General features: G+C 58.7%; 18 protein-coding genes and 1 tRNA gene. 10 read left to right on the forward strand and 9 right to left on the reverse strand.

The window, feature by feature from the left end; genetic code table 11:
- Positions 1 to 16 precede the first annotated feature (16 nt).
- The 8 genes from ACZ1JM_RS06885 to ACZ1JM_RS06920 form a co-directional block, all read right to left on the reverse strand.
- Positions 17 to 1,219, reverse strand: a complete 1,203-nt coding sequence (locus tag ACZ1JM_RS06885) for a molybdopterin molybdotransferase MoeA (RefSeq protein WP_465135000.1) — start codon at positions 1,217 to 1,219, stop codon at positions 17 to 19.
- Between the two features lie 14 nt (positions 1,220 to 1,233).
- Complete coding sequence (gene moaC, locus ACZ1JM_RS06890) at positions 1,234 to 1,719, reverse strand: cyclic pyranopterin monophosphate synthase MoaC (RefSeq protein WP_465134100.1); 486 nt, start codon at positions 1,717 to 1,719, stop codon at positions 1,234 to 1,236.
- A 42-nt stretch (positions 1,720 to 1,761) separates the two neighbouring features.
- Complete coding sequence (trpC, locus tag ACZ1JM_RS06895; RefSeq protein WP_465134101.1) at positions 1,762 to 2,550, reverse strand: indole-3-glycerol phosphate synthase TrpC; 789 nt, start codon at positions 2,548 to 2,550, stop codon at positions 1,762 to 1,764.
- 10 nt (positions 2,551 to 2,560) lie between these two features.
- Positions 2,561 to 3,553: an anthranilate phosphoribosyltransferase gene (trpD, locus tag ACZ1JM_RS06900; RefSeq protein ID WP_465134102.1), complete on the reverse strand. Its 993-nt coding sequence runs from the start codon at positions 3,551 to 3,553 to the stop codon at positions 2,561 to 2,563.
- Positions 3,550 to 4,161: an anthranilate synthase component II gene (locus tag ACZ1JM_RS06905; RefSeq protein ID WP_465134103.1), complete on the reverse strand. Its 612-nt coding sequence runs from the start codon at positions 4,159 to 4,161 to the stop codon at positions 3,550 to 3,552. The genes trpD and ACZ1JM_RS06905 overlap by 4 nt, the downstream gene beginning before the upstream one ends.
- Positions 4,158 to 4,682 (reverse strand): phosphodiester glycosidase family protein, encoded by a 525-nt coding sequence (locus ACZ1JM_RS06910; protein ID WP_465134104.1) that lies wholly within the window; start codon positions 4,680 to 4,682, stop codon positions 4,158 to 4,160. Before ACZ1JM_RS06910 ends, ACZ1JM_RS06905 begins: the two co-directional genes overlap by 4 nt.
- A 370-nt stretch (positions 4,683 to 5,052) precedes the next feature.
- Positions 5,053 to 6,564 carry an anthranilate synthase component I gene (trpE, locus tag ACZ1JM_RS06915; protein ID WP_465134105.1) on the reverse strand — a complete coding sequence of 504 codons (1,512 nt, stop codon included), beginning with the start codon at positions 6,562 to 6,564 and terminating at the stop codon, positions 5,053 to 5,055.
- Between the two features lie 23 nt (positions 6,565 to 6,587).
- Complete coding sequence (locus ACZ1JM_RS06920; protein WP_465134106.1) at positions 6,588 to 8,618, reverse strand: peptidylprolyl isomerase; 2,031 nt, start codon at positions 8,616 to 8,618, stop codon at positions 6,588 to 6,590.
- A 292-nt stretch (positions 8,619 to 8,910) separates the two neighbouring features.
- Between ACZ1JM_RS06920 and tpiA the strand changes: the two genes are divergently transcribed.
- The 3 genes from tpiA (at position 8,911) to ACZ1JM_RS06935 (ending at position 11,996) form a co-directional block, all read left to right on the forward strand.
- Positions 8,911 to 9,666 (forward strand): triose-phosphate isomerase, encoded by a 756-nt coding sequence (gene tpiA, locus ACZ1JM_RS06925; protein ID WP_465134107.1) that lies wholly within the window; start codon positions 8,911 to 8,913, stop codon positions 9,664 to 9,666.
- 133 nt (positions 9,667 to 9,799) lie between these two features.
- Complete coding sequence (secG, locus tag ACZ1JM_RS06930; RefSeq protein WP_465134108.1) at positions 9,800 to 10,210, forward strand: preprotein translocase subunit SecG; 411 nt, start codon at positions 9,800 to 9,802, stop codon at positions 10,208 to 10,210.
- Between the two features lie 151 nt (positions 10,211 to 10,361).
- Positions 10,362 to 11,996: a CTP synthase gene (locus ACZ1JM_RS06935; RefSeq protein WP_465134109.1), complete on the forward strand. Its 1,635-nt coding sequence runs from the start codon at positions 10,362 to 10,364 to the stop codon at positions 11,994 to 11,996.
- 67 nt (positions 11,997 to 12,063) lie between these two features.
- On the opposite strand, the gene ACZ1JM_RS06940 is transcribed toward ACZ1JM_RS06935, so the two are convergent.
- Positions 12,064 to 12,537: an Hsp20 family protein gene (locus ACZ1JM_RS06940; RefSeq protein WP_465135001.1), complete on the reverse strand. Its 474-nt coding sequence runs from the start codon at positions 12,535 to 12,537 to the stop codon at positions 12,064 to 12,066.
- Between the two features lie 150 nt (positions 12,538 to 12,687).
- Between ACZ1JM_RS06940 and grxC the strand changes: the two genes are divergently transcribed.
- From grxC to ACZ1JM_RS06975, 7 genes are all read left to right on the forward strand, one after another.
- On the forward strand, positions 12,688 to 12,972 hold the full coding sequence (grxC, locus tag ACZ1JM_RS06945) for a glutaredoxin 3 (RefSeq protein WP_465134110.1): 285 nt from the start codon (positions 12,688 to 12,690) through the stop codon (positions 12,970 to 12,972).
- Positions 12,973 to 12,977: 5 nt separating this feature from the next.
- Entirely contained in the window at positions 12,978 to 13,817 is an 840-nt protein-coding gene (locus tag ACZ1JM_RS06950) for a carbon-nitrogen hydrolase family protein (RefSeq protein WP_465134111.1), read from the forward strand.
- A 7-nt stretch (positions 13,818 to 13,824) separates the two neighbouring features.
- Positions 13,825 to 14,334 (forward strand): DUF1178 family protein, encoded by a 510-nt coding sequence (locus ACZ1JM_RS06955; RefSeq protein ID WP_465134112.1) that lies wholly within the window; start codon positions 13,825 to 13,827, stop codon positions 14,332 to 14,334.
- Positions 14,335 to 14,403: 69 nt separating this feature from the next.
- Positions 14,404 to 14,480: transfer RNA gene (locus tag ACZ1JM_RS06960), tRNA-Arg, on the forward strand.
- Between the two features lie 298 nt (positions 14,481 to 14,778).
- Positions 14,779 to 15,597 (forward strand): ribosome small subunit-dependent GTPase A, encoded by an 819-nt coding sequence (gene rsgA, locus ACZ1JM_RS06965; protein WP_465134113.1) that lies wholly within the window; start codon positions 14,779 to 14,781, stop codon positions 15,595 to 15,597.
- 1 nt (position 15,598) lies between these two features.
- Entirely contained in the window at positions 15,599 to 15,754 is a 156-nt protein-coding gene (locus ACZ1JM_RS06970; protein ID WP_465134114.1) for a hypothetical protein, read from the forward strand.
- Between the two features lie 531 nt (positions 15,755 to 16,285).
- Positions 16,286 to 18,097 carry a DEAD/DEAH box helicase gene (locus ACZ1JM_RS06975; protein WP_465134115.1) on the forward strand — a complete coding sequence of 604 codons (1,812 nt, stop codon included), beginning with the start codon at positions 16,286 to 16,288 and terminating at the stop codon, positions 18,095 to 18,097.
- Positions 18,098 to 18,101: the final 4 nt, after the last annotated feature.

Consider the following 18,101-nt stretch of genomic DNA (forward strand, 5'->3'; position numbering starts at 1 on the left):
GGCGTCAAGCGGAGACCTACAGAATACCGCCGTTGCGGAGCATGAAAACCTGCACATTTTCGCCTTTGCCGGCTGCAGGTGCATGAGCTGCGCGATCAATCAGCACGTTGCATTCAGATAGCGCGTACAACGCGGCACTATCCTGGTTGATAAGGGGCAGCACTTCCTTGCCATCCCACCGCCCCCGCAAGAACTCACGCCTCGACCCGGTTGATCGAACCGACGCTCCTAGCATAGCGGAGACGCTATTCGGAACAGCGACGCTAGCACCGAGTAACTGACGCAACAAGGGGAGCAGGAAGAGGTAGGCAGTCACGAAACTGGAAACGGGATTGCCGGGGAGGCCAAGAATGATTTGCTTCTTCGCCGCGCTTTCACGAGTTGCGACAAGAAGTGGCTTCCCTGGCTTTATAGCCACGCGCCAGAAGTCGATAGTTGCACCCCAGCGTTCCAGCGCAGGGCGCACGAGATCATGGTCGCCCACAGAGGCGCCCCCACTCGTCACGATGATGTCCGCATCCGCCGCGGCTTCGAAGGCGTTCGTCAGGTCGTGCAAAGTGTCTGGGATTGGACCAACCGTTTTCGCATTGATTTGCAGCGGGGCGATAAGCGCGCTTAGCATCGCTCCGTTGCTGGCTGGCATTTTTCCATCAGAAGGATCGCTCGAATCCGCCGATAGTTCATCTCCGCTGTCGATGACGACGACGCGAGGCGGCTTACGCACCGTCAAATGCTTCTGGCCTGCTGCCTTGGCCAAGGCAATCTGGGCGGCACCAATCAACTGTCCCTCAAGCAGGATCTCCTGACCTTCGTGAAAGTCCATTCCTCGACGGCGGATGTGCTTGCCTGGGGGCAGGGGGGCTTCGCCGGTCAAAGCTATGGCGTCTGGTTGCCTCCCGACATCTTCTTGAAGGATGACACAGCCAGCGCCAGAAGGAATGACTGCCCCGGTGGAAATGCGCACCGCCTGGGCGTTCCCGATCGCCCCGTGGAAGGGGTGTCCCGCTGAGCTTTCGCCGACGACCTCCCAAGGTCCCCTGAATCCATCATCTGCCACGGCATAGCCGTCCATGGCAGAAAGATCGAACGTCGGTTGAGTGCGCTTTGCGAGCACCGGTTCTGCCAAATAGCGCCCAATAGCTTGGGGTATCTCGACGTGCTCGATCGCCCCGAGCCTGGCAAGCGCGAGCAGGCGGGCCTGTGCCTCTTCCAGAGGCATCGGGGGAAAATTGCTCACTCGTTCCAATCGTCAGCCCGCCAATGTCCCGATTTGCCTCCGCGCTTTTCGACAAGCCGGACGTCGCCGATCACCATGCCTTTATCCAACGCCTTGGCCATGTCATAGATCGTGATCAAGGCGATGGAGGTAGCTGTGATGGCTTCCATCTCCACCCCAGTCTTGCCAGTAAGGGACGCAGTGCCGGTGACGCGAACCGCATTTTCCTCATATGCAAATTTGATGGTGACCGCGTCGATCATCAGGGGGTGACACATAGGGATAAGATCAGCCGTCTTCTTGGCAGCAAGGATTCCGGCTATCCTAGCAGTTCCAAGTACATCGCCTTTCGGCGCGTCACCTGCGCGAATAGAGGCCAGAGCCTGCGGACTCATGGCAATCCGACCCGACGCCACTGCCACCCGGCGTGTTTCCGGCTTGTCGCCCACATCGACCATGCGCGCAGTGCCGTCAGGGTCGAGATGTGTTAGCCTCTGGGCCATTTGCGGGTATGGTCCTTTATTATCCATGCCGAACTAGACTGGTCATCCACCCGTAAGCAATGCCCGTGTCGCTCGTTCCACATCCGCCTCGCGCATCAGGCTCTCCCCAACAAGAAAAGTTCTCGCACAGGGCGACAGACGCTCAAGGTCTGCGTGGTTGTTAATCCCGCTCTCGCTAACCAGCAGAGTTCCTTCCGGTGCCCGAGGGGCGAGCCTTTCGGTAATGCCGATGTCTGTCACAAACCGCCGCAGATCACGATTGTTCACTCCAATCAACCTTGATCTCAGACGGCTTGCACGTTCCATCTCTGCCTCATCATGAACCTCGACCAAGCAATCCATTCCCCGCTCATGGGCCGCCGCTTCGATCTCCGCCATGAGCATGTCGTCCAAGGCAGCGACGATGATAAGTATGGCATCGGCTCCGATTGCCCGAGCCTCAGCGACCTGCCACGGGTCCACCATGAAGTCCTTACGGATAACCGGCAGCGTACAGGCGGCCCGAGCGTCCATCAGAAAATCCTCGTGACCTTGGAAATAAGAGGCATCCGTCAATACCGAAAGGCAGGCTGCGCCGCCTTTCTCATAAGCAGTGGCGTGCTCGGCCGGGCGAAAATCTGGTCTGATTAAGCCTTTTGAAGGACTGGCCTTTTTGATCTCCGCAATCAAGGCATAACCGTCTGCTGCGCGTTTCCGCAACGCTGCTTCGAAACCACGAGGAGCAGTTTCATGCGCGGCATGGGCGTCAAGATCGTTTATGGTCGCGATACCTTTACGGGCTGCAACTTCCTGCCGCTTCGTATCACAGATTTCGGTTAGCTTATCGGGCATATATTCCTCGTCAGCCGCGTGTTGCCGCAATCCAGCAATCCAGCAAGGCGTTGGCGAGGCCTTTGTCGATCGTCTCCGCGGCTTCTTCTACGCCATCGGCCCAGTTATCGACCTCACCTGCGACCATCAGGGCACCCGCAGCGTTGAACAGCACGGCGTCGCGGTAGGGGCTGTGTTCGCCCAGAAGAAGTTGGCGCAGGGCCTTTGCGTTATGGACCGGGTCTCCGCCACGGATCGCATCCACGGGCGCAACCGAGAGTCCGGCATCCTGAGGGCGTACCCGTCGCATCGATAGCTCGTCACCATTGATATCAGCGACTTCGTTCCCGCCCGCTAAGCTCAATTCATCCAGACCTTCGTCGCCCGAAACGACCATCGAATGATCCGTCCCCAGACGTTGCAGCGCTTCTGCATAGATGGGTACATAGGCGGGTCGGGCGATGCCGATCAATTGGCGGGATACGCGGGCGGGGTTGGCCAGCGGCCCCATCAGATTGAAGATCGTGCGCCGTCCGAGCGCCTTTCTCAAAGGCATCAAACGCCCCAATGAGGGGTGATGACGATTTGCGAAAAGGAAGCCGATGCCGATTTCCGACAGAGTCGATTCGGCTGTCTCGACTGCGCGATCGAGATCAAGCCCCAACGCCTCAAGTGTGTCGGCGGCACCAGACTTTGAACTTGCTGCGCGATTGCCATGCTTGGCAACCGGCACGCCTGCCGCCGCAACGACAAGCGACACCGCCGTTGAAACATTCAACGTATGGAAGCCGTCGCCACCCGTGCCGCAAACGTCGATGGCGTTAGCCGGGGCCTCAACCGCGATCATCCGCAACCGCATTGCGCTAGCTGCGCCTGCGATTTCACTCGCAGTTTCACCTCGCTCGGCCAAGCCAACAAGAAAAGCCGCAATATCGGCTTCAGGAACATCGCCGTCGAGGATCGCGGCGAAGGCATATTCGGCCTCGTCCTCGGCAATCGGGTGGCAGGGATCAGGAAGCTTCATGCAGCCTTCGCGGCGGCGATCACGCGATCGGGCAGGCGAGCTTCGATGCCGCACAACCGCAGGAAATTCGCCAGCATCTCATGGCCATGCTGTGTCGCAATGCTTTCTGGGTGAAATTGCACACCATGGATTGGCAGGCTGACGTGCCGAAACCCCATGACATGCCCGTCGTCGGAGCGAGCATTCACCACCAAAGCATCCGGGATGTTCTCCACGATGAGCGAGTGATAGCGTGCCGCCGTCATGGGTGAAGGAATACCCTGAAAGACGCCTGTGCCATCATGAGTGATCGCAGAGGTTTTTCCGTGCATCAGGCCACCCCGAACGACCTTGCCACCGAAATACTGGCCTATCGATTGGTGTCCAAGACAGACGCCCAGCAAGGGGATGCCCGCCTTCGCCGCGGCTCCCACAAGATCAAGACTGATGCCAGCCTCGTTTGGCGTGCAAGGGCCGGGAGAAACCAGAAAACCTTGCGGTGCCATTTCCATAGCCAGGCTCACGCTCAAGGCATCATTCCGCACGACCTGCACTTCAGCACCCAGTTCCATCACGTAGTGGACCAAGTTCCAGGTGAAGCTGTCATAGTTATCGATAACGAGGATCATCTTTTCGTCCCAGTTTTTCCGCCCATCGCGCTTTTCTCGACCACGATCAAGGGGCCAAGCGGAGGACCGCCATCGACCCTTCCATGGTCAGGGTCCCACAGCGAGGAAACGCTGCCATCAAGGTAGAGGGCGTTGGGGCATTTTAATACGTCCCGGAAGTACCGAGCAAGGCGACCGAACGAGACAGGTTCATCAGAAATGACAAAGTGCGCGGCGCCTTTCGCGTCTACGCCCACGCCGTTGCGCACCTTCAACGATTTGCCATTAGGGTCGATCTTCGGGTGCAGAACTCCGTCGATCACCAGCATTGGCCCAGACTGGGTTCCGAAATCCGGCCGATCCATGACGGTTTTCTGGAACTGGCTGGTGCTTCGGACCTCCCAGTGACCTGCCGCATCACCAAAGAACACGCCGTTGGGAAGCAGGTGGAAATTGCCCCAACCATCGTTCGTGTTCAGAGCGTGGCGCTTTTCGCCAGCTTCAACGTAATAGCCAATGGGTCGTCCATCCGCATCAAACATGCCGCCATTAATTGCGAACGCGACCTGACGACTATTGGACGGGCGATCGACCGCTAGTTGCGACAGACTGCGATAAGGCGCGCCGCCATTTGGACCTAGCACCGCATGAATGGTGTGTCGGCCCGGCACCGCCGTACAATGCGTGAAGCCAGTCCCTTCAAAGGTGGCGCTTTGGCACGGTGGCGGCGGTGGAAGTGGAGGCTCGGGCGCTGCATCGGAAGAGCAGGCAGTCACCAAAACGGCAATGCCTAATGCGATCGCGCATCTGCGAGCGAAATAGTTGGGGCCGCCGCAATGGGACATGCGGCTGCGAGATCGTGCGACCCGGATCAAGGTCAGCATGGTTCAGGTGCTTTACTGCCAGTAAGCCTCACTGGCGGAAGCCCGGTTCCCTGGCGACGCGAACAGCTTCTCTGGCTGCGGCAAAAAGCGCACCGCTCTTGGCCTCGCATTCGCGCTGTTCGTATTCTGGATTGCTGTCTGCAACGATGCCGGCGCCAGCCTGAACGTGCAACACGCCGTCCTTAAGCAAGCCGGTGCGTAGAACAATGCAACTATCCACGGATCCATCAGGTCCAAAATACCCTACGCCACCAGCATAGGGACCTCGCGTTTCCGGCTCGAGCTCAGCGATTATCTGGCAGGCTCTAACTTTTGGAGCGCCAGAGACAGTGCCGGCCGGAAATCCGGCAAGGACGGCATCTATCGCATCGTGATGCGCAGTGTCCAACTCGCCCACTACGTTGGATACGATGTGCATGACGTGGCTGTATCGTTCGATGGTGTAGCTGTCCGTCACTTCCACAGTGCCGGACTGCGCAACACGGCCTACGTCATTGCGACCCAAGTCCAGCAGCATCAGATGCTCGGCCCGTTCCTTCGGATCAGCCAGTAGACTTGCTTCGTTCGCCTTATCCTCGGCCATCGTGACCCCGCGGGGACGTGTCCCGGCTATGGGCCTGATTGTGACCTGGTCGTCGCGAACTCGTACCAAAATTTCCGGGCTCGACCCAACAAGAGCAAAACCAGGCAAATCAAGGAAGTACAGAAATGGCGATGGGTTTACGCGGCGCAACGATCGATAAAGTGCCAGCGGGGGCAATGGAAATTCACAGGTGAAACGCTGCGCCAGGACAACCTGAAAAATGTCGCCTGCCTCGATGTACTCTTTTGCTCGCAGAACCATCGCTTCATAGTCACCGGGTGACATAATCGGCTTTTGCACTGGTTCCAAGACATCGACCGACATTGATGCTCCGGGCGCCGCAGTCGCCAACTTGCGTAATGCTTCATCGATGCGATCGGCGGCGTCGGCTACCATCTGCGTGGGCTTGCCATTGCCCGGCCAGATCGGTGCGACCAAGAACAGTTCGTCTGAAAGTCGGTCAAATATCAGAATCAGCGAAGGCCGCACGAATAGCATATCTGGCACATCGACCGAGCTTTGCGGCGCTCTTGGCAGCTTTTCCACCAATGCCATCGTCTCGTAGCCAAAATAGCCGACCAGACAAGCCAGCGCCTTGGGAAGTTCATCTGGTACGTCGCAGCGACAATCTGAAACTAACGCACGCAGTTCGGAAAGGCTATCGCCACTCAGCGCTTCAAACGCATTCCGATCAGACTGCCAATTGCGATTGATCTCGCAAGATGGACCGTTGGCTCGGAAAACAAGATCCGGATCAAGGCCGATCAGGCTGTAACGCCCACGCGTTTCACCGCCTTCCACCGATTCCAGCAGAAAATCGCCGCGACCCTCAGCGAACAGCTTGAGCGCCGCGCCGACCGGTGTCTCGGTATCGGCAACCAACCGCCGCCAGACAAGCACCGGCTTACCCTGAGCAAGTTGCCCCAACGCGATCGAATGATCTGACTGACGATCCATGGCAGCGCTCCTCACCGCCAAACTCAATTCACCGAAGCCGTACCAGCAAGCTGATCGCGCACGCCTTTGATCGCTGCCGCGTTGCGCTTCACGCCAACGTCCTTACGAACGGCCTTAGCGAAAGCGTCGCCATAAGCCTGACCCAGTTGCTGACCAAGCTCGTTCTGGGTTCCTCTGACCACGTCGTCGGACTCAACCTTGCCCGGTATGACGTCCTTAAGCAGAACGACGAACCAGCCACGGCTTCCTTCGGCCGACTGCACTTTCACCGTACCCTTCGCCATGTGGAACATGAGCGATACCGGCGGAGGAACCTGACGCCCTGCGCGAAGCGCCGCGGCGAGCGTCGGGCGAGACATCCCGACCTGCTGCGGGGGAGGCAATTTCTTTCCTGAAGCAGCCATTACCTGCTCAACCGAGCGCCCCTTGCGAAGGTCTGCCTGCATCCGCAGCGCAGCCGCCTTGGCCGCTTTCGCGCCTGCGTCGATGGACCAGGCGAGCTTAACGTCATCCTTGATCTGAGCGAGCGGCGCAGGAGCGGATTGCGCGATATTGGTTACGTCGAAGATGGCGAACGTCTTGCCTCGTTCGACTTCCGCGACCTGGGGTTGTTCCTGGTCCATCGAAAATGCCGTCGCCAGAACTGGGCGCAGCTGATCGGACACAGTTTCGCCGGGCTTGAGATAGACATTGCCGTCAGCGGTTATCGGCGCGGTCTGCTGGATCTCGCCACCAACCGACTTAGCAACTTCGTTGAGGTTGGCACCATCGGCAAACTGCTGCTCGATTTTCGCCAAAGCATCGGTAAACGCCTTGCGCCGCTTCTCCGTCGCCACTTCGGTAGAAAGTTCGGATTTCACCTCGGTCAGGGTACGCGCGGGCGTCTTCTGCTCAGCGTCGACACGGATGACATGCCACCCCAGGACGCTTTTCTGGGGCGCCGCCAACTGGCCCACCGAGGCCGCAAAAACGGATTTCGCAACTGCCGGCGAGAATTGCGTAGAAAGTTGCTCACTACTGAAAAATTCCAGCGGGGCAGCCGACAATCCTTTTTCGCGGGCTGCCGTTTCGAGCGATTTTCCACCCGAAACTTCCGCCACAATAGCTTTCGCGGCAGCCTCCGTCGGAACGATTAGCTGCGTGATCTTGCGATTGTCCTTCGCCGCGTATGACGCCTTATTAGCCTCGAACCGAGCTGCAATTTCCGTATCAGTCGGACCAGATACAGTTTTGAGCGTGTCCTCGCCCAAAATCGCGTAGCGGATCGTACGGCGTTCCGGACGGATGAATTGACTGGAGTTTGCTTTGTAGAAGGCTGCCAATTCGGCGTCGGTCGGCTGTTGGCCCGGCGCGAACAGCAACGATGGCAGCGCGATGACGGTGCCGATGCGCGATTCGTCAAGCAGCGTTGCGTATCGCCGCGCGGCATACTGCGACATCATCGACCCAACTTGCGTCGGCGCAATCAGTTCACGGGCAACAAGGCTCTCGCGAATGTCATTCCTCAACGATTGCTCCGGAATGCGCTGCTGGGCCAAAGCCTGACGAAATATGTTCTGGTCGAACTTCCCATCGACACCCTGAAAACCGGGGATCTGGGCCAGTTCGCTGTCAACAAGGCGATCGCTGATCTCGATCCCATGCTTCGCCCCAAAAGCGAAGAGCGCCGTCCGGTCGATCAATTCGCCCAGCACTTGCTCCAGCCCGCCCTGGTCGAGCATGACTTTCATGGTGACGCTCGGGTTCTGCTGCTTCACACGCTCCAACGCGCGCTTCGCCCCTTGTTCAAGAGCATCGGCATTGACGCTTTGGCCTCCAACCTTGGCGACCGACGCCCCCGAACTCACGCCTCCCGAAGAGTTGAAACCGGCGATGTCACCGCTCGCGAATGCGATCGCAATGACACCGAGCACCAAAAGGCCAACGATGGCCCCGACCTTGGATTTAAGAAACGAACGAAAGAAATTGAGCATCAACCAGCCGATCAGCGAAAGCCTTGCGCGAAACCGGGGTTTCGCCTGGAAACGGTCGCAGGCTTTAGGGGGCCTTGGCACATCGTGCAATGCCGCTTTGAGCCATCAAGTCTTAAATCCAAAGGCCGCCAGAGAAAGCCTTTATGTCTTCGCAACGCGCTGTCCCGTGCTGTGACAATATGGCGATACCGGTGGGTATCACGCTCGCCATGCACGGATCACTTTTGACAATGCATAGGCTGGTGCCGTAGCTGCGCCCCGATGGCGACGACGTGATTCCCTGTCCGGCCGAAATGGCGGGTGGTGGATTTGCGAGGGGCAACTATCGAACAAAAGTCCCGAATGTCTGCTGGTATCTGATCAAGGGACTGAAATGGCTGCATTGCCTTACATCGTCGGTAACTGGAAAATGAATGGAACGCGCGCGATGCTCAATGAGGCGCGCGCCATCGATCGTTCCGCGGCACGCTTTCCAAAGGTGCAGGTCGCGATCGCACCTCCGTCGACTTTGTTATACCGGACCAGGGATGCGGTTGAACTGATCGGCGTGGGTGGTCAGGACTGCCACGCAAAGGAAAGCGGCGCTTATACGGGTGACGTTTCGGCGCCGATGTTGCGCGATGCGGGCGCGGATTTCACGATAGTCGGCCATTCGGAGCGCCGGGAATACCACAAGGAATCCAATCACGACGTAAAGTTGAAAGCCGAGGCTGCGCTGGGTGCGGGCCTGGGGGTAATCCTTTGCGTAGGTGAGACCGAGGCCCAACGCGATGCTGGCGACGCTGAAACGGTCGTCGGCTCACAACTCGAAGGATCGTCTCCGTCCATCGAGGGCGCTGCAGAGAAGCTTTCTGTTGCGTATGAGCCGGTATGGGCGATCGGCACCGGCCGCGTGCCCTCGGTTGATGATGTAGCGGCCATGCACAAGTCGATTCGCGTCAAGTTGGTTTCGATTTACGGAAGCGCAGGGGCGGACATACGGATCCTTTATGGCGGCTCGGTGAAAGCGGACAATGCTTCCGAATTGCTGTCCATTCCCGACGTCGGCGGCGCGCTGGTAGGTGGAGCTAGCTTGACGGCAGAAAGCTTTCTCGCGATCGTCGGCGCCGCTGCTTCTCTTAGCGAATAACTGAACGAAGAGCAGTCACGGGCAGGTCCAATGCCCGAAGGTAGTGGGGATGCCGGGTTGCGTCCAAGCGCTCCAGCGCCTATCTGCACGGCGAACAAAGCGGGTTTGACCCCGCCATAAGGCTGAAACGACGATGTTCCTTTTTCTCACCGTGGTCCAGGCGCTCGTTGCCGCTCTGCTCGTAGGGGTTATCCTCATGCAGAAGTCAGAAGGGGGCGGCCTCGGCGTTGGGGGTAGCCCTTCAGGACTGATGTCGGCCCGAGGAGCTGCGAATTTCCTAACCAGGGCGACTTCGGTTCTGGCCACGCTGTTCGTCGTTCTCAGCATTCTGTTAGCAGCGATGGCGGTAAACGAAACGACCGGCCGTGACATCGACACTTCTCTCCAACGCAATACTGCGCCAGCAGCGCCAGCCCGTCCGGCCGATCCACTGGCAGGGTCCGCGAATCCCGGTGCAGTTCCCGCTCCTACGCAGGCGCCTTCCGGCGCTACGACCGGTGGCGAGGTTCCTGCCGATCCGCTTTCGGGGGCTGCCAAGCAGTAATCCCGCTCGTTTGGCCGCACGCGGCTAAACGCTTTAGCGCAACCGGAATGCCGTCTGACGCGGTCAGACGGCATTTCCATGTGTTTGACCTGTGGAATGAGGCTCCTGGCGCTTGCCTGAGGGCCCCCATACAATTTAAGGCCCGACTCCCATGGCGCGGCATATTTTCATCACTGGCGGCGTGGTCTCCTCGCTCGGCAAGGGCCTCATGGCGGCAAGCCTCGCGGCTTTGCTTCAGGCGCGGGGATACAAAGTCCGCATCCGCAAGTTCGACCCTTACCTGAACGTTGATCCGGGCACGATGAGCCCGTATCAGCATGGCGAAGTCTATGTGACCGACGACGGCGCGGAGACCGATCTTGATCTGGGTCACTACGAACGGTTCACAGGCGTCTCCGCACGACAGGCGGACAACATCACGTCTGGCCGAATCTATCAGGATATTATCGCCAAGGAACGCCGGGGTGATTACTTGGGCGCGACCGTCCAGGTGATCCCGCACGTGACCGATGCGATCAAGAATTTTGCGCTGACCGAAACAGAAGACCTTGATTTCGTCCTATGCGAGATCGGCGGAACGGTAGGCGATATCGAGGGCCTCCCGTTCGTTGAAGCGATGCGCCAGTTGCGCAATGAACTTGGCCGCGAGCAGACATGCTTCGTGCATGTTACCTTGGTCCCCTACATTGCTGCCGCCGGCGAACTGAAGACAAAGCCGACGCAGCACTCTGTCCGCGAATTGACCGGTCTGGGGATTCAGCCCGACATCCTACTTTGCCGTTGCGATCGTGAGTTACCGGAAAGCGAAAGGCGCAAGATCGCGTTGTTCTGCAATGTCCGCCCGCAAGCCGTTATCCAAGCGCTTGATGCCCCGAATATCTACGCCGTTCCGTTGCAATACCACCGCGAAGGACTGGATGCCGAAGTGCTTCATCATTTCGGAATGGCCGAAGGCGCCAAGGCGCCTGAACTAGCCCGTTGGGACGACATCACTGACCGCTACCAGAACCCGGAAGGCGAAGTGACGATCGGTGTGGTCGGCAAATATGTAGGCCTCCAGGATGCCTACAAATCGCTGAACGAAGCGCTCGTCCATGGCGGTATGGCCAACCGGGTAAAGGTGAATATCCGCTGGATCGATGCCGAAGTCTTTGAACGCGCAGATTCGGAAATCGCAGCAGCGCTCGAACCGATGCATGGGATCCTCGTGCCGGGAGGATTCGGTGAGCGGGGTACCGAAGGCAAGATCGCCTCGGTCCGCTTCGCCCGTGAACGCGGTGTCCCTTTCTTCGGAATCTGCCTTGGCATGCAAATGGCGTGCATCGAAAGTGCGCGTTCGGCCGGGATAGCCAGGGCGGGATCGACGGAGTTCGGTCAGACAGAAGAGCCGGTTGTCGGCATCATCACCGAATGGATGACGAAAGACGGGCTTGAGACAAGGGCTGAGGGCGGCGACCTTGGCGGCACCATGCGCGTCGGTGCCTATCCGGCCAAGCTTTCGTCGAACAGTCATGTCGCTTCGATCTATGGCACCGAGGAAATAAGTGAGCGGCATCGCCATCGCTATGAAGTGAACGGAGCGTACCGCGAAGCGCTTGAAGGTAACGGTCTCATCTTTTCGGGAATGTCACCCGACGGGTTGCTGCCCGAAATCGTGGAGCGGCCGGACCATCCCTGGTTCGTTGGCGTTCAGTTCCATCCCGAACTAAAGTCCCGTCCGTTCGATCCCCATCCATTGTTTTCGGGATTCGTCGCTGCCGCACTGCGCCAAGCTCGTCTGGTCTGAGGCGATCGCCATGAAAAAGGCGGCCCGGTGATCCGGACCGCCCATGCGTAAGATTTCGGTTTAGTTATCAGGCAGCAGCGGTAGCGTCTCCGCTGCCGTCGTTCTCGACGACGGTAAGCCGGTTGCCGCCGATCGCGACCTTCTTCGGCTTCATTGCCTCGGGCACTTCCCGAACGAGATCTATGACGAGAAGGCCGTCGGCTAGATCTGCACCATCCACTCTGACGTAATCTGCAAGTTCGAAGCGGCGTTCGAAACCACGCTGCGCGATGCCGACGTGCAGATACTCGCCGTCGGCGTTCTCATCCGGCTTGTTGCCTTTGACCACAAGCAGGTTGGCCTGCGCGGTAATATCGATATCTGCGGGCTTAAATCCGGCTACGGCCAATGTGATGCGATAAGCATCTTGGCTTCGTCGCTCGATATTGAAAGGGGGGTACTTGTCGCCGCCTTGCGTACGGCCCTGGTTTTCGATCATGTCAAACAAACGATCAAAACCGACCATGGTGCGCCGATAAGGAGTAAAATCGATACGATTCATGACAAAAATCCTCCAATGAGCAATCTTCGCTGCAGAGGCCCGCATACCGGCGCCTCAATTTGTGAAGCCATCCCCATGGCGGGCCATGACTTCACCTCCTAGATATGGTAGCGGCGACCCCTTTCAAGGGCTGCCGATCATGTTCCGTTTATGGCGGAAAAAGGAGCAAGCGTGAGCAAGTCTAAAGTCGAAATCTACACCAAGTGGGGCTGCCCTTATTGTACCGCAGCCAAGTCGCTTCTCGATGGCAAGGGCATTGTTTACGAAGAGCATGACCTCACCATGGGCGGGCCGAAACGCCAAGAGATGATGGAACGCGTGCCAGGTGCCACAACTGTTCCGCAAGTCTTTATCGATGGCAAGGCTTACGGCGGCTTCGATGATATCAATGCACTTGATCGCCAAGGCAAACTAGATTCCGTCTTGGGTCTCTGACAACCATGCCTCGGGCCGCGCTGCTGCAGATGACCACTGGGATCAATCCGCAGGTAAACGCTGAAACAATCGTTAAGGCACTTGAGTCAGCGAGCGCCGCTGGTGCTGCGATGCTGTTCACGCCTGAGATGTCGGGCCTACTCGACCGCGATCGACAACGCGCCAGACGATCCATCCAGACCGAAGCAGAGGACCATGTTCTTGCGGCCGTGCGCAAAACGGCCATGCAAAAGGGAATCTGGGTCCATATCGGCTCCCTGGCTATTGCCCCCGATGAAGACGATGGGGCCGGAAAGTGGGTTAACCGCGCGTTTGTCATTGATGAACAGGGCGAGATACGCGCACGTTATGACAAGATCCATATGTTCGACGTCGATCTTGCCACGGGCGAGACATGGCGTGAATCCAATGCCTACCGAGCTGGCGAGACAGTGGTCACCGTGGAAACACCGCTAGGCCGGCTGGGTTTGGCTATCTGCTACGACATCCGGTTTCCGGCCCTTTTTGAAGAGCTTGGTCAGCGGAAGTGTGACGTGATCGCCATACCAGCGGCTTTCACGGTGCCAACCGGGCGTGCTCACTGGCATTTGATGCAACGCGCCCGCGCGATCGAAGCGAGCGCCTATGTCATTTCTGCCGCACAAGTCGGAAGGCATGATGATGGTCGCGAAACCTTTGGCCATTCACTTGTTGTCGACCCATGGGGGGAAGTCTTGATCGATATGGGCGGCGCCGATGACGGCGGATTAACCGGCCTTGGCTTCGTGGATATCGACCTTGAACGCGTTATGGCGGTGCGAGGACAGCTACCCAGCCTTGCCAATCGTCGCGTCATCGCCAAATAGGCGAATCATGATTGTTTACGATCTTGAATGTCGTGACTGGCAGCATCGCTTTGAGGGCTGGTTCAAGTCATCGGACGACTATTCGCATCAGCAGAGCAGGGGCCTAGTGTCTTGTCCTCAGTGCGGGTCGGTGCAGGTTAGCAAGGCCATCCAGGCCCCGCGTCTGGCCCGGAAAGGCAATCAGATCACGGAGGCAATGCAGCCTGCCCGTCGCCCGCCTTCCGTCGCCGAAACTCCGCAGCCCTCGATGCCCGGCGCCATTACCAATACATCGCTCACGCCCCAAGAGATGGGAATGATGCAGGCGTTGGTGAAAATGCAGGCCGAAGCCCTGAAAACGTCACGGTTCGTGGGTGAAACCTTTGTCAACGACGCCCGCGCCATGCATTATGGAGAGCGTGAGGCCGAAGCGATCCATGGACAGGCAACAATCGATGAAGCCAAGGAGCTTCTGGACGAAGGCATCGGTGTCATGCCACTTCCGTTCCCTGTGATACCCCCCGAACAAGCGAATTGAGCCAGCTGCTTTGCTACATCGCGGCACTGATTGCCAACGGGCGCTCCGATGTATAGGACGCCCCGGCGTGCACCCGTAGCTCAGCCGGATAGAGCACCAGATTCCTAATCTGGGGGCCATGGGTTCGAATCCCGTCGGGTGCACCACGCTTTTTATCGGAATTCGCAGGACCGGCCGTCCCTTTTCAGGCCTGTCGTCCGTTACCTGATATCCTCGGTTGAGAAAGTGGTTACCCTTCGAATGGATATGCCACCACCTCCCTTAACAGATCTGGGCTGGAAACCGTTTTTCTCGGATCAGTTCTCCCTTGACGATCATACGACATACCGTCCCGTCCGTGTCATGGCGGTTTATCGTGGCATGGTGGCCGTTATGGGCGATGGGATAGACCAACTCATATCTTCTCACGTCGCGCTGTCCCAAGGCGAAGAGGATCGGCCGACAGTGGGTGACTGGCTGCTGATCGGGCAAGTTGATTTGCAGCCTGTTCGGATCCTCACCCGGCTCAACCTGTTCAAGCGTCCCGCACCGGGCAAGGGCAGGGGGGTCCAACTAATCGCCGCAAACGTGGATACTTTATTGGTCGTCGCATCGTGTAACCAGGATTTCAGCGTTCCCCGGCTTGAGCGCTATCTGGTACTGGCGCGGGAGGTCGGCGTTACACCCGTGGTCGTGCTGACCAAAATCGACCTCGCCGATGATCCTGAACGTTATCGCGCCAAGGCGATGCTCATGCAGCCTGGACTGCAGGTTGAGCTGGTTAACGCGAAAGATCGCGATAGCGTCGGGCAATTGGCCGCGCTTTGCGGCGTTGGGCAGACTGTCGCACTGCTGGGATCATCCGGCGTCGGGAAATCGACGCTGGTAAACACCTTGCGCGGGTCTGACAGCATCGCCACGCAAGCTGTTCGCGAAAACGACGGCAAAGGGCGCCACACCACCACGGTTCGCGAGATGCATCGTCTCCACGGTGGGGGGTGGCTTATGGATACTCCCGGAATGCGAGAATTCAAAATTGCGGATGCGACATCGGGCCTTGCCGAAGTTTTTGACGATGTCAGTTTGCTCACGCTTGAATGCCGCTTTACCAATTGCACTCACAATGCAGAACCTGGCTGCGCAATTCAGGCAGCCATCGCACATGGTGACCTTGACCGCGGCAGGTTGGAGCGATGGCGTAAACTATCGGACGAAGACACCGTGAACACCGACGCACTGGTGGAGCACAATGCTCGAGCGCAAAAACCAGGCAAAAGGAAGTGATATGGCTGATCTTTATTTGAAGGCGTTGGAATCCGAACGGCGGAAGTTGTGGGCCGAATGCCGTCTGAAAGGCTTGGCCAAGGGAACACCCGAGCGATTTCGGATCGACGAGCTTGATAAGCTGCTGGCGGAGCACCGGGCTAAAAAAGCAGGCTGACCAACGGTGTATGGTCATTTTGCCGCCAGCCGATAATGCGGTAATATGACGATCGCTGCCGAATGCTTGATCGAGTTGCGCCCTGTCGTTAGCCGACCTAGCCCCCGCAGGCTCGGGGGAATTAGCAAGGGTCAGCTAACCGTGATACGCGCCAAAGTTCGTCGCAAAGGGCTTTTTCGGACTACCCTTCCTTGGCTGGGCGAATGCGCGCGAGTAGATATGAGCGCAGGCGACGCTGCGCCTTTTCTTGAGCGTGAGATGTACGTTTTGCTTGGTTTTCAACCGAGCTTCGATCTTTTGCCGGAAAGAGGGGACAACCTGCCCGAAGACCGGGCCACTGGGTTTGCGGGTGGCGGTCGTGACGCGGCTGCGGCTGCTTAAAGTCGCCAAAAGTACATAGAATTGAAATTGGTGCGCGCAAATTCGCACGGTTTCGTCTATGGGCGGCCGATTGGTGCCGTATGAAGGCGCCCCCGCAGCCCTGAATACGTTCTCCAAGGCCGGTTAAGCCGGCAGGATCCATAGCCTCTTATGACTTTTCCGCAGATCCCCCAGCCTCTTGCCGAGGCCCTCGCAGCGCATGGCTACGAAACGCTCACGCCGGTCCAGACCGCCGTTACCGAATCGGAGGCGCGTGGGCGTGACCTGGTAGTTTCCGCGCAGACCGGCTCTGGCAAGACCGTAGCCTTCGGCATCGCCATGGCGGACGAACTGGTCGAAGATGGCCGCATTCCCTATTCGGAAGGACCGCTGGCTCTGGCGATCGCGCCTACGCGTGAACTGGCGCAGCAGGTCAGTCGTGAATTGGAATGGCTGTATGCGAACACAGGTGCGCGCATCGTTACCTGCGTCGGGGGCATGGATCCCGTTAAGGAGCGCCGTCAGTTGGAGCGCGGCGCGACGATAGTCGTCGGCACTCCAGGTCGTCTGCGCGATCATCTCGAGCGCGGGAAGCTGAACCTGTCAACCTTGCGCGCCGTCGTGCTGGATGAGGCTGACGAGATGCTGGACATGGGCTTCCGTGAGGATCTGGAAGAAATTCTCGATGCGACACCGGGCGGCCGCCGCACCCTGCTATTCTCGGCCACGATGCCTCGCCCTATCGAAGCACTAGCCCAGCGTTATCAGACCAATTCCCTGCGCATTTCCACGGTTGGTGAAAACCGCGGCCACGGCGACATCGCATATAAGGCGGTGACGGTTGCGCCGTCCGATATCGAACATGCAGTGGTGAACCTACTGCGCTTCTATGATGCGGAAACGGCCATCCTGTTCTGCGCTACTCGCGACAATGTAAAACATCTGCACGCCACGCTGGTGGAACGCGGATTTTCCGCCGTCGCGCTTTCGGGCGAGCATTCACAGAACGAACGCAACAATGCCCTGCAAGCGCTGCGCGATCGCCGTGCCAAAGTATGCGTAGCAACTGACGTTGCCGCGCGCGGGATCGATTTGCCATCCCTTAGCCTGGTGGTGCACGTCGAAATACCGCGGGACGCAGAAACTCTTCAGCATCGTTCGGGCCGTACAGGGCGCGCGGGTAAAAAGGGCACCGCCGTGCTGCTCGTGCCGTATCCACGCCGGCGCCGGGTCGAAATGATGCTGCGCGGCGCGCGTATCGAGGCGGAGTGGGGCGAAGCTCCAAGTCCGGAAGCGATCCGCGCGCAAGATCGCGAGCGTCTGATGGAGAAGCTACTGGCCCCCGTCGAGGCAGAAGAAGACGATCGCGAGATCGCCCGTGTCCTCCTTGAACAGGTAAGCGCAGAAGACATCGCCGCTGCGCTTGTCCAGGCGCACCGCGCCGCCATGCCGCAGCCAGAGGAGTTGCTCGGCAACTCTCCGGAAAGCCGCGAAAAACGCGAACGCGCCGGGTTCGAGGACATTGTCTGGTTCCGCATGGACGTCGGTCGTCAGCAAAATGCCGAAGCGCGTTGGATCCTCCCGGTGCTTTGCCGTCGAGGTCATGTCACCCGCGATGCCGTGGGGCAAATCCGCATCTCATCTGACCAGACACATTTCCAGATCCCGCGCGCACTCGCTGATCAGTTCGCTAATGCCGTACAGCGGACGGCGCGTGACGATGGCGAGTACGAAGCAACCATTCGCATAGAGCGCTCGCCCGATACCCCGCGAGACGCTGCCAAGCACCGTAGCCGTGACCGTGACGGACCTCAGGGCAGGGGCCGCCGTCCTCACGGCGCCGGGCAAGGAGCACGCGGAGAGGGAGAGTTTCGTCCCGAAGGCCAGTCTTACCGCCCCCGCCCGACCGGCGCTCGCCAGGATCGTCCCGGTGGCGGGAAGCCATTTCACAAAAAGCCGCGTAAGGGCGGGCGGCCTGACTGACCTG

Source organism: Novosphingobium sp. BL-S-24 (assembly GCF_055521575.1).

Coding starts and splice junctions, on each gene's coding strand:
- ACZ1JM_RS06975 (WP_465134115.1), top strand. CDS start 16,286: ATGACTTTTCCGCAGATCCCCCAGCCTCTTGCCGAGGCCCTCGCAGCG.
- grxC (WP_465134110.1), top strand. CDS start 12,688: ATGGCGGAAAAAGGAGCAAGCGTGAGCAAGTCTAAAGTCGAAATCTAC.
- trpE (WP_465134105.1), bottom strand. CDS start 6,564: ATGGATCGTCAGTCAGATCATTCGATCGCGTTGGGGCAACTTGCTCAG.
- ACZ1JM_RS06885 (WP_465135000.1), bottom strand. CDS start 1,219: ATGCCTCTGGAAGAGGCACAGGCCCGCCTGCTCGCGCTTGCCAGGCTC.
- ACZ1JM_RS06950 (WP_465134111.1), top strand. CDS start 12,978: ATGCCTCGGGCCGCGCTGCTGCAGATGACCACTGGGATCAATCCGCAG.
- trpC (WP_465134101.1), bottom strand. CDS start 2,550: ATGCCCGATAAGCTAACCGAAATCTGTGATACGAAGCGGCAGGAAGTT.
- ACZ1JM_RS06905 (WP_465134103.1), bottom strand. CDS start 4,161: ATGATCCTCGTTATCGATAACTATGACAGCTTCACCTGGAACTTGGTC.
- moaC (WP_465134100.1), bottom strand. CDS start 1,719: ATGGCCCAGAGGCTAACACATCTCGACCCTGACGGCACTGCGCGCATG.
- ACZ1JM_RS06940 (WP_465135001.1), bottom strand. CDS start 12,537: ATGAATCGTATCGATTTTACTCCTTATCGGCGCACCATGGTCGGTTTT.
- ACZ1JM_RS06970 (WP_465134114.1), top strand. CDS start 15,599: ATGGCTGATCTTTATTTGAAGGCGTTGGAATCCGAACGGCGGAAGTTG.
- ACZ1JM_RS06955 (WP_465134112.1), top strand. CDS start 13,825: ATGATTGTTTACGATCTTGAATGTCGTGACTGGCAGCATCGCTTTGAG.
- ACZ1JM_RS06935 (WP_465134109.1), top strand. CDS start 10,362: ATGGCGCGGCATATTTTCATCACTGGCGGCGTGGTCTCCTCGCTCGGC.
- ACZ1JM_RS06910 (WP_465134104.1), bottom strand. CDS start 4,682: ATGTTTGATGCGGATGGACGACCCATTGGCTATTACGTTGAAGCTGGC.
- secG (WP_465134108.1), top strand. CDS start 9,800: ATGTTCCTTTTTCTCACCGTGGTCCAGGCGCTCGTTGCCGCTCTGCTC.
- trpD (WP_465134102.1), bottom strand. CDS start 3,553: ATGAAGCTTCCTGATCCCTGCCACCCGATTGCCGAGGACGAGGCCGAA.
- tpiA (WP_465134107.1), top strand. CDS start 8,911: ATGGCTGCATTGCCTTACATCGTCGGTAACTGGAAAATGAATGGAACG.